We start from the raw sequence: 10,789 nt of genomic DNA, 5'->3' as shown, positions 1-10,789 counted from the left end.
GCTCCGCCGCACCAGTTCCGCCGCATCCCCCGTCGTGCTTCCATATGCCACCGTGCGTGCTTCCGTAGGCCACGCCCGTGTCGGTCGACAATATGGATCGTATGGTGGATAAGTGTTCGGCGCCGTCGACGGATCTCATGACGCGGGCGAGGGGCGGGGCATGCGGCAGGAAGCTGGATCGACGGGATCGGGACCCGACGGGGGGCCGCGGCCACGGCGGGCGGAATGGCCGGGGGCGAGTCTGCTCGGCCGCATGTCGCCGGAGTGCCGGGCGGAAATGCTGCAGATCGGCCTCTACCGGGAGTACGCGAGCGAGGAGATCGTGATGCGGGAGGGGGACACCACCAACTTCGTCGTCCTCCTGCTGAACGGATGGGTGAAGGTCACCGCGGCGACCGAGAACGGCGGCTTCGCGCTGCTGGCCATTCGCCACGGCGGTGACCTCGTCGGCGAGCTGGCGGGGGTGGATTCCGAGCCGCGTTCGGCGACGGTGACCGCCGCCGGGGCCGTGCTCGCGAAGGTGATCCTGGCCGAGGCGTTCGTCGCCTTCCTGCGCCGGCAGCCGGACGTGCACCAGATCGTGACCAGCACGATCGCGACGAAACTGCGCTCGGCGACCCGCCGTCGGGTCGAGTTCGGCGGGTGCCCGGTCGCGGTGCGGGTGGCACGGGTGATTCTCGAACTGGAGCGGGCGTATGGCGGTGCCGCCGGCGGTGGGCGATCGGTCGGGGTGTCCCTCACTCAGCCGGAGCTTGCCGCCCTGGTCGGCGCGGCCGAGCCGACAGTGCACAAGGTGCTGCGGGAACTGCGGCAGCGCAACGTCCTTGACACTGGTTATCGCACTGTCGTGATCCACGACATCGGGGCGTTGCGGCTTGCCGCAAACCCGTGAGAATACGGGGCGGTCGGTCCGCGTGACGCGGGACAGTGGCTGCTGTCCGGTTCTGGCCGCGGAGGTTGCCTGTGAGCGGAAGACCGCCCGGAATCCGGCGTATGTGTATTGCCCTGGACGCCGACCGGACCGGCACCGCGCCGCCGGGTGTGTTGCGGCCGAGAAGGTGGCAGCGTGATCTCGGTACGGTGGTGGACGAGGTGTGCGCGCTGGCCGAGATGGACCGGGCACACTGGATTTTTCCGGCCGTCGGCGGCGGTGAGATCGCGATTCTTCCGCCGGGCATCGACGAGGGTCGGGTCGTCGCTGCCTTCGTCCGGGCGCTGCGCATCGTGCTGTTTCACCTGAACGACTCCCGGCCCGATTCGGAGTGGGTTCGGTTACGCGTCGCGATGCACCAGGGAATCACCCGCGTCGACGAGTCAGGCTTCTCGGGACGAGCGGTGGTGAAGGCATCGGAACTGCGTGACTGCGCCGCCCTCCGGGCCGAGTTCGCTCGATGCTCGGCGGCCGACCTGGCGCTCGCCGTCTCCGCCGAACTGTTCGACGACGTCGTCGAACATGACTATCCCGAGCTGCGTGGCCGTGATTTTCACCCGGTGCGGGTGGATCTCGCGTCGATAGGTCGAGCCGATGCCTGGTTCCTGCTCTCCCGATCGGTCGACGCGGCAACCATGCCCGGCGTGGCGACGACCTCCGGCGTGGCGACGGCCTCCGGCGCGGCCATGTCCCTCGTGCGGGCTGTTCCCGGGTTCGGGGCGGCCGCCGGGCCCGTGCTGTCGGTGGTCCCCGAATCGGACGCCAGGCGGTCAGCCGGCGGGTTCGACCCGGCCTTCCTCGGGCAGGCCCGTCGCCCACCTCTCCTCAATACGGCCGTACTTCCAGACCAGCAGAGCGACGGCCCAGGTGGCGACGAACAGGCCGACAACGAAGTAGCCGACGACGTTGAGATCCAGACCCGCGACCCAGTCCCAGAACCCGCCGGTGAGATGTGCTTTCTCGGCGAGGATGCCGAGCAGTTCGACGCTGCCGATGAGGAACGCGACCGCGACGGACAGCCCGGTAATGGTGATGTTGTAGTAGACCTTGCGGACCGGTTGGGAAAAGGCCCAGCCATAGGCGAAGTTCATGAACGAGCCGTCGATGGTGTCGAGCAGGCTCATGCCGGCGGCGAACAGGATCGGCAGGACGAGGATGGCGTACCAGGGCAGGCCGGCACCGGCGGCGCCGGCGGCGAGGAAGAGCAGGGCGACTTCGGTGGCGGTGTCGAAGCCGAGACCGAACAGCATGCCGAGCGGGTACATCTGCCAGGGTCGGGTGATCGCTCTGGTGAAACGGCCGAGGACGCGGTTCATCAGCCCGCGGGAGTTCAGCTGCTCCGCTAGGCCGGCCTCGTCGTACCTGCCGCGGCGCATGTCGCGGAAGACCCTGATGATGCCGAGGAGGATGACAAGGTTGAGTGCGGCGATGGTGTAGAGAAAGCCACCGGAGACGGCGGTACCGATCCAGGCGGTGACGTCGTGCAGGGTCGAGCCGTCGGCTTCGATCTGCCCGGCCAGGGAGCGGACGCCGACGCTGAACAGCAGCGCCAGGGCGAACACGACCGTGGAGTGGCCGAGGGAGAAGAAGAAGCCGACGGACAGTGGGCGCTGACCGTCGGTCATGAGTTTGCGGGTGGTGTTGTCGATCGCGGCGATGTGGTCGGCGTCGAAGGCGTGGCGCAGGCCGAGGGTGTAGGCGGTGACTCCGAGGCCGACCCCGAAGACCTGGCCGTCAGCGCCGAAGCGGTAGTGGTGCGGTGCGATGACTGCCGCGAGCGTCACCCAGCCGATCACGTGTAGCCCGACGATGACCGCGGCCATGCCGCCGACGCGCACCCACTCCCGGCGGTCGAGCGCCCCGCGGACCCCGGTGGGAAGGCCCTCCCTCGGCATGGTGCCGGCCTGCGCGGCCATGGCAGGTCTCCCCTCGCGGTGCACCCGCCGACGTGGACGGGGGAGTTCTCGTGCGGCGGGCAGAAGAACGATAACCAGATCATGGATGCTTCTGCAACTAAGTTGCAGAAGCATCCATGATGCAGAGCTTTGCCGCCGCCGCGCGCCGTCGTTGCAGCTGGGCGACGAGCTGGTCGCTCGCCAGCAGCAGCACCGTGAGCCAGGAGATCGTCGCCACCTTCCCGAACGCGGCGACCCAGTCTCCGTCCGTCGGCAGCGCATGCCGGGCCTGCACCTGTAGCACGTACAAGGCGCTGACGCCCAGGCAGACCACCGGGCCGACGCGGGTCAGCAGACGGCCGCGGGGCACGAGCAGCGCCACGGCCGTCGCCAGGGCGACGATGACCCCCGCCACCGGGGAGACCAGCGCCGCCGAAAGCAGACCCATCCCCAACACGGCGAGCACGGTGGTGCGCGGGCCGGCACGCCCCGCCCGGTCGGACCACGGCTCGGCCGTCGGCAGATCCGGCTCGGGTGCCCGGGACGTCCGGGACGTCCGGGACGACCGCGTGGCCACGGTCGCGCGGGCTCGGCGGGTGTAGAAGATCACCAGCGCGAGGGAGAGCAGCACCGTCACCGCGGACAACACCAGGGAGAACCACACGATCCGTTGCGGGGCCCAGGTCAGCGTGACGGTGAACCCGGCGGCCGTCGGGGTGATCCGCCAGCCGTTCGCGTAGCCGTCCACCAGCCTGGGGGCACCCAAGTCGGCGCCGCCCACGGTCGCCTTCCAACCCGGGGAGAGGCTCTCCGCGAGCACCAGCCAGAACGGGGTACCGGGCCGCGCCCCCGCCACGTCGACGGTGAAGGAGGTGTCGCCGGCCGACTGGACCGTCACCCGTGGCGTGGCGGCCGACGTCGTTCCGGTGGTGCCCGTCGTTCCGGTGGTGCCCGTCGTTCCGGTGGTGCCCGTCGTTCCGGTGGTGCCCGTCGCGGCTGGTGGGGTCCCGGCAGGGGAGACGGCGGAGGCGGCGCCGGTCGCGTTCAGCCACGGGCCGCCGCCGGCGTCCGAGGCCAGCAGCAGGCGATCGAGATCGATGCCGGCGAGGGCCCCGTCGGTGGTCCGGATCACGTGCTCCCCCGGGCCGAGGGTGACCGGCTGGCCGCAGGTGGCGACGGTCAACCCGAGCCGGTTGACCGCGTCGGCGGTGCCCCCGGTGACCTGCACCCCCACCGGCTGACCGTCGATGCTCAGCAGGTCGGTCCGGCAGGGTGCGGGGATCTGGGCCGGCAACAGCCCCGTCCCGGTGCTCCCTGCCGTGCCTGTCGTGCCCGCCGCGGGCTGACCGGTGCCCGTGGCGCCGGCCGCGAGGCCGGGCATCCCGATCTCGGCGAGGCCCACCGGCATCGCCAGCGGCGAGCGGCTGATGGGGTCGATGCTGGTGACGGTCCGGGCGTCGTCGACGACGAACTTCCACGTGCCACCGGTAACGGCCGGGAAGGTGAGGGCCACCTCGCGGGTGCCCCCGCGCGCCGAGGTGTCGGTGACCGGAGGCACGGCCACCGCGCCGACCCGCTGGCCGTCGACCTCGATTCCGATGCGGGTCGGGATCGAGTGCCGACCGTCGGCGACGATCGACATCGTCATCGACGAGACCGTCAACGGGGTCGGCGAGGCGATCTGGATCCAGCTGCCCCGCGGGTTGCCGATGCCCGGGCTCCACGCGGTGACCGGGTTTCCGTCGAAGGCGCTCGACGCCCGCGCCGCGAGCGATCCCGGCAGCCGGCCGGAGGAGGTCACCACTGGGAGGGCGGCCGGGCGGCCCAGCACCTGGTCGACGCGGTCGTCGGGGGAATAGGCGGAGACGCGGGCGGTGCCGGTGAGCGCGAACGTCCGGGCCGTCGGCAGGGAGAACGACCGGCTGATGACCGACTCGGTGTCCTGCTTGAACGGTTCCGACGGGTTGGCCCGGTCCCGGGACACCTCCAGCGCCAGCCGGTGGCCGAGGGAGGCGGCGCCGGCGGCGTCGAGGCTGTCGCTCGGCATCCGCAGCACCTCCTCGGCCGTCAGCGGTGCCCCGTTCGCTCCGGGGATGGCGACCTCGGCAAACCCGACCGCGGAGACGTTGTCGTAGCTGCGCTGCCGGCCGGTGTTCGTCGCGTCGACGTGGATGCGCAACGTCCGGAAGGCCCGGGTGGGGAAGCGCACGACCTGCCCGGCGGCGGTGCGGGAGGCGTCGGTGAGCGCGACGGTCACCGGGGAGCCGCCGTCGAAGGTCAGCGTCGCCCGAGTGATCCACCGGTTGCGCGGCCCGGTCAGCGGCTGGACGAGGCGGATCTGGTCCGTCGCCGTCGGCTCGGCCAGCGTGGTCTGCCAGGCCTCCCCGGCCGGGTCGGTGAAGGCGCCGACCCGCCACGCGGTGCCCGGGTCGCCGTCGATCGCGCGGACCGGTCGGTCGGACGCCCCGTAGGAGAAGCTGTTTCCGTAGCTGGTGGCGGTCACCTCAGCGATCTTCGCCGGGGATCCCGGGGCGTGCAGGGCGGCGGTGGTCTCGCTGGTCACGTTCTGGTCGGGGAACATCGGCAGCCGGTTGTCGTTCGGGTCCTTCGCCAGCGGCCTGACCCCGGGTTGCTCGACGTAGCCGAAGTTCTCCCGGATGCCCGTCCACCGTTCGGCGCGCCGCCGGTTGGTGTCGGTGACGAGCAGGTCCGCACCGTCGTCGAGGGCCTGGCGCATCGCGGCGGGATCGGTGGCGAGTGCCGGGGCGTAGAGGATCGCCCGCCCGTCGGCGATCGGCTCGGCGAGCAGGCCGGAGGCCGCCGCGTCTACCAGCGCCTCCCCGTTGCCGCTGACGAGCAGGGGCCGCGCGGTGGTGGCGGTGCGCACGATCGGCTGCGCGCCGCTGACCGGGAAGACGGCCAGCGCCGGCGGATCGGGCACCGACGGGTCGGTGCCGAGGGTGACCTCGTCGGTGAACGGGATACCGGGATCCTCGGCGACCGGCGGTCCGAAGGTCTGCGGTACGCCCAGCCCGTCCGGTCTGGTCGAGGTGAACAGGTTCCAGGTGGCCCGGGGGCGCGGGGTCCGGTACCGCTCGTAGGCGAGGTTGCTGCGCAGCACCACGTCGCCGACGCCCATCAGCCGGGCGAGATCCGGCAGGGCGGAGGTCTCGAACACCCCCTCCTGCAACCGGCGGTCCAGCGAGCGGACCAGGTCGACGCTGCCCGCCTCGCCGTAGGGGATGAGTTCCCGCACGACCAGCGGACGGTCCATCAGCCCCTCGGTGACCGGGTCGAGGGTGCTTCCCCAGCGGTAGTGGGAGAAGTCGGCACCGGGAAGCTCCAGCACCCGCGTGCCGTTGTTCCCAAGTGTCCCGTTGTTCCTAGTGTCCAGGGCACGCGCGAGTTCGGTCTCGTAGGCGGGGACGTGCTCGGGGCGTTCGAGTAACGGCTCGACGAACTCGCCGCGGAACAGCGGTGACATGTCGAGGGCCAGCAACAGCAGGACCACCCCGGTGGCGAGCGGCGGGACCAGCCGCCGGCGCCGGCCCGACCGGACCGGCCGCCCACCTGGGGCACCTGGGGCACCTGGGGCAGCCGTAGCAGCCGTAGCGGTCGGACCGGCCGCCGCGTACCGCTCCCAGAGCGCGGCGAGCCCGCCCGCGAGCAGCACCGACATGCCCAGCGCGACCAGGGGGACCGCCCGGGGCAGCGAACGCAGCGCGAGACCGGCCGTCGATCCCTCGGCGAAGTCCTTGAACAGCCGTCCCCAGGGAGAGGGATCGTCGTACGGGTAGACGCCGACGGCGATCGTGGTGCCCAGCAGGATCAGCGCGACGAAGTAGCCGCGCTGGCCCCAGCGGATGGCCGAGGCACCGATCAGGGCGAGGATGGGTATGGCGAAGCTGACCGCGGTTAGCCAGATGCTCTGGGTGTAGTGGGTGGCCGGCCCGATCCACGGACCGAGCGCGTCCTGCCCGTAGAAGAACCAGTTGCCCAGGCCCCGCAGCACCTCCGAGGCCTGCGAGCTGCTGGCGACCGTCTCGATTGTCTCGGTGAAGGCGAGGACGTTGAGGCCGTAACCGGCCTGGGTGTAGAGCCCCGCGATCCACCATGCCGACGTGACGAGGACGACCAGCACCGCACGGGTGCACATACTCACGGCGGCGCCGAGCCGGACCTCGCGGGTACCCCAGACGGCGAACGGTATCCACAGCAGTGGGGCAAACAGAATGAAGATCAGGCTGGAGGCGTTGATGCTGCCGATCGTCGTGACCACGAGGGCGAAGGCGGCGGGGAAGCGCCAGCCGGCGGGACGCCAGCCGGCCCGGCCGGACTCCGCCTCGCGCAACCCGCGCACGGTGATGCCGATCAACCAGCCCAGTCCGGCGTAGGGCAGCAGGATCGCCGAGATCCGCGCCTCGTACTCCAGGATGTAGGGCGAGAGCATGTAGCCGAACGCGGCGACGAACGCGAAGCGGTCGGGCCAGCGGAACGAGCGGAGCAAGAACAGCACGCCGGTGCCGGCGCCGAACAGGATGGAGCCCGTCCACAGCCGCTGCGCGACCCAGTCGGGCAGGCCGACGAGATCCAGCAGCCAGTAGAAGGCGCCCTGCGGGAACAGGTAGCCGATGTTCTGATGGGTGACGGTGCCCATGCCGATGCCGGGGTCCCACATGGAGACCGCCCGGCGCAGCATCCGGCTCGGATCGAGGTAGAGGTACGCCTTGGTGTCGGCGCCGATCTTTCCTGGTGCCGTCGCCAGCAGCGGCAGATACGCCACGGCGGCCAGCACCAGGGTCGGCCAGGATGGCGGCCGCCGCCGCCGGATCGTCGCCGAGGCCGGACCGGACTCGGTGCGACCGGACTCGGTGTGACCGGAGCGATCGGACTCGGTGCGACCGGAGGGGGCCGGACCGGACGGCGACGTGGTCACGGTCACCGGATCACCGGATCATCGCAGTCACCGGTGCGGCCCAACCAGGTCCGCGGCCCGGGCCGCGGTGGAGCGGCGGCCCTGATGCCGGGCCGCCTCCCGGGCGAGTGCCGCGAACGTCGAGCGAGCCGTCTGCGCCCAGGTGAAGATCGACGCATGCGCCAGCGCCCCGGCGGACAGCCGGGCGCGCAGATCGTGATCGGTCAGCACGCCGGCCAGTGTCTTGCCCAGGTCGGCCGGATCCTCCACCAACACGCCGGTCTCGCCGTTGACGACCGCGTCGGTGTGTCCGGCGATCTTCGTCGCGACGGACGGCGTGCCGCAGGCAGCGGCCTCGGTGATCGTCATGCCCCAGCCTTCACGGGCCGAGGCCGAGGTCAGCACCCAGGCGCGCCGATACAGCGCCAGCAGGGCGTCGTCGTCGACCCGCCCGACGAGGTGCAGCCAGCCGCCGGCTCCGGCAGCGGAGATCCGCTTCTCCAGCTCCACCCGCTCGTAGCCCTCGCCGACGATGACCGCCTCCATCGCCGGATGTTCATCGTGGGCGCGGACGAGCCCGTCGATGAGGACGTCGAACCGTTTCACCGGCACCAGACGCCCGACAGCGAGGACGAGCGGATGCGGCGAGCGCTCGCCTGCGGGGGAGAACGACGGGTCGATGCCCGGCGGCACGACCGAGATGTTGCGCGGCGGCAGGCCGAGCAGTTCGATGATCTCGTGCCGGGACGACGGGGACAGCGTCAGGATGCGCGTACGCCGGTACAGCAGTGGCGCGATCTTGAATTCGACGGTCTCGCCGATCCTGGCCAGCTTCGGGGACAACACCATCCGCCACATCTCGGCATGCACGTGGTGCAGGAACACCACCCGGGGGCAGCGGGCCCAGACCGGGGAAAAGAACGGCATCCCGTTCCAGATCTCGACCAGACCGTCCCAGGGCCCGCCGCGGCCCAGCGCGCCGGACACCGCTGTGCGCGGGAAGACCGAGTACCGGCCCGCCTTGCGGACCACCGTGTAGCCGTTGCGGTGGACGGACTCCGGATGGCCGGACGCCACGGCCGTGCGCAGGCTCACGTCGATGCCGGCCTGCGCCCACAGCTCCGCGACCTTGTCGGCGTGCAGTTCCGACCCGCCCGACTCGGGGTCGTCGAGATCACGCCAGGCCAGCATGTGCACGCGGCGCAGCCCCGAAGTCTCGACCAGCTCGGCGAGGGAGGGTCGGCGCGGCGCGGCCTCGATCCCGGGCGCTCCCACCTGCGCGGTCAGGAGGCCCGGCGGGACCGGGACGGCCGGCGGCACGACGAGGCCCTCGGGGGTCGGCGGGATCGTCGCGCCGGGGCCGCGACGATTGCTCGCGGCGCTCATGCCCGAGCCGTCCGGCGGGCGGCGGCGAGCACCGACAGGCCGGTGACGATGGCCAGCACGGCCTGGCAGGCGAGGTCGGCGCGGGCGGTGCTCGTCGGTGATCCGTCCGCCCACAGCATGAGGGGGACGGCCGCGGCGGCGGCCAGCCCCAGGGCCAGCAGTACGCCACGCTCGCCGAGAGCGAGCAGGTAGTGGGTGAACAGCACGGTAGCTCCGAGACAGGTCATCGCTGCGGCCAAGGGGAGAAGCGCGCCGGAGGCATCGGTGAAGCGAGAGCCGAAGGCCAGGGAGAGAAGTGTGTCGGGTGCGAGGAGAGCGGCGGAGAGCAGCCCCAGTGCGGGTACGAGGAGTATCGCTAGCGTTGCTCCGAGTTGATGGAGGGCGTGCTGCCCGAGATGTCGTCGATCGGCGGCCTCCGGCAGCAGGAAGCCGGCCAGCACGACCGCCGCCAGTACGAGTACCTTGCTGGCCACCGAGACGGCCGCGTAGGAGCCCGACTGGTCGGGGGCGAGCCGGCCCTGCATAAGGACGTCGATGTTCTGCAGGAGGCCGAGCATCGCCAGCGCGACGAGAGCGGCGCCGACCTCGACGGCCAGCCGGGCCGTGGGCGCCGCGGGCGAGCCCGGCTCGGGCGACATTCCTACGACCGCGTCCGGGTGGCGGCGCAGCGTGGACCGCGTGTGGGCGAGGGCGGCCAGCACACCGAGCAGGACGCCGATCGCCGCGCCGGTCTCGTCCAGACCGGCGAGCACCAGCCCGATCGTGAACACCGTCTTCACTGCGGCGTCGACGAGCAGGTTGGCGGCCAGCGCCGGATAGAGCCGGCCGCACTGCAGCAGCCCCCGGTCGACGCAGAGCAGACACCAGGCGGCACCGGCGGTCACGATCTCGGCGACGCCGCCGGGACCGGGCAGCGACAGCTCGTGGGCCACGAAGCCCCGAGCGGCCACCGCGAGCACGGCGACGACCAGCACGAGCGCGACCCCGACCCGGCGGACCCGGCGGACCCACTGCGCCACCAGGTCCAACTGCCCGCTGTGCTGCCAGGTGGTGATCCGCCGGACCACCCCCACGAGCAGGGCGCTGCCCGGCATGGACACGATGAAGAAGATTGCGATCAGTTGGGCGACCGCGCCGTAGGACCGGGTACTCATCGCGCGCGCGATGATCAGCGTGACGCCCATGTTGGCGAGGTTGGCGAGCAGGCCGGCCAGCGCCAGCGGGATGGCGCCGCGCACCGCCCCCCGCAGCCGGGTGCCCCGGGTCTGTTTCAGGCGTTTACGCAGCGTCCAGCCGTCGGTCGCGATCGCGACCGACGCGCCGCCCAGTTGGGCGGTATTGCGCTTCATGCGGAGTCCTCCCCGACGACATACGCAGGGGTACTCCCCACCCCGCGCAACGGAATGCCCGCGTGGGGCCGGTTCACCCGCGCCGGGGTGGTCGGCCGCCTGGTACTCCCGGGAACGGTGCTCAACGGATTGTCAGTGCCTTGTCGGCCGATTCCGTCTCGGCGGCGACGTCGGCGTCCACCATCATCGCCACCAACTCCTCGAACCCCACCCGCGGCTTCCACCCCAACACCTCCCGCGCCTTCGACGAATCCCCCACCAGCACATCCACCTCAGCCGGCCGGAAAAACCGGGGATCCTGCCGCACGAACCC

The 10,789-nt window shown here is 71.6% G+C and carries 7 protein-coding genes; 1 reads left to right on the top strand and 6 read right to left on the bottom strand.

The window, feature by feature from the left end; all coding sequences use genetic code 11:
• Positions 1–160: 160 nt before the first annotated feature.
• Complete coding sequence (locus tag AC08OP_RS13460; RefSeq protein ID WP_476614503.1) at positions 161–892, top strand: Crp/Fnr family transcriptional regulator; 732 nt, start codon at positions 161–163, stop codon at positions 890–892.
• 422 nt (positions 893–1,314) lie between these two features.
• Here the strand turns inward: AC08OP_RS13460 and AC08OP_RS13455 are convergent, their stop codons facing one another.
• The 6 genes from AC08OP_RS13455 to AC08OP_RS13430 form a co-directional block, all read right to left on the bottom strand.
• Entirely contained in the window at positions 1,315–1,455 is a 141-nt protein-coding gene (locus tag AC08OP_RS13455) for a hypothetical protein (protein ID WP_476614502.1), read from the bottom strand.
• Between the two features lie 246 nt (positions 1,456–1,701).
• Positions 1,702–2,847, bottom strand: a complete 1,146-nt coding sequence (gene nicT / locus AC08OP_RS13450; RefSeq protein ID WP_476614501.1) for a Nickel transporter NicT — start codon at positions 2,845–2,847, stop codon at positions 1,702–1,704.
• Positions 2,848–2,944: 97 nt separating this feature from the next.
• Positions 2,945–7,768 carry an alpha-(1->3)-arabinofuranosyltransferase domain-containing protein gene (locus tag AC08OP_RS13445; RefSeq protein WP_476614500.1) on the bottom strand — a complete coding sequence of 1,608 codons (4,824 nt, stop codon included), beginning with the start codon at positions 7,766–7,768 and terminating at the stop codon, positions 2,945–2,947.
• A 21-nt stretch (positions 7,769–7,789) separates the two neighbouring features.
• The gene (locus AC08OP_RS13440; RefSeq protein WP_476614499.1) at positions 7,790–9,127 is read right to left on the bottom strand and encodes a glycosyltransferase family 4 protein; all 1,338 of its coding nucleotides are present in this window, start codon (positions 9,125–9,127) and stop codon (positions 7,790–7,792) included.
• Positions 9,124–10,476, bottom strand: a complete 1,353-nt coding sequence (locus AC08OP_RS13435) for a hypothetical protein (RefSeq protein ID WP_476614498.1) — start codon at positions 10,474–10,476, stop codon at positions 9,124–9,126. The genes AC08OP_RS13440 and AC08OP_RS13435 overlap by 4 nt, the downstream gene beginning before the upstream one ends.
• Positions 10,477–10,597: 121 nt before the next feature.
• The coding region (locus tag AC08OP_RS13430) for a GDP-mannose 4,6-dehydratase (RefSeq protein WP_476614497.1) at positions 10,598–10,789 on the bottom strand (192 nt) is incomplete at its 5' end.

Source organism: Frankia sp. CeRuru1 (genome assembly GCF_977966315.1).
This window is presented reverse-complemented; position numbering and strand designations above follow the sequence as displayed.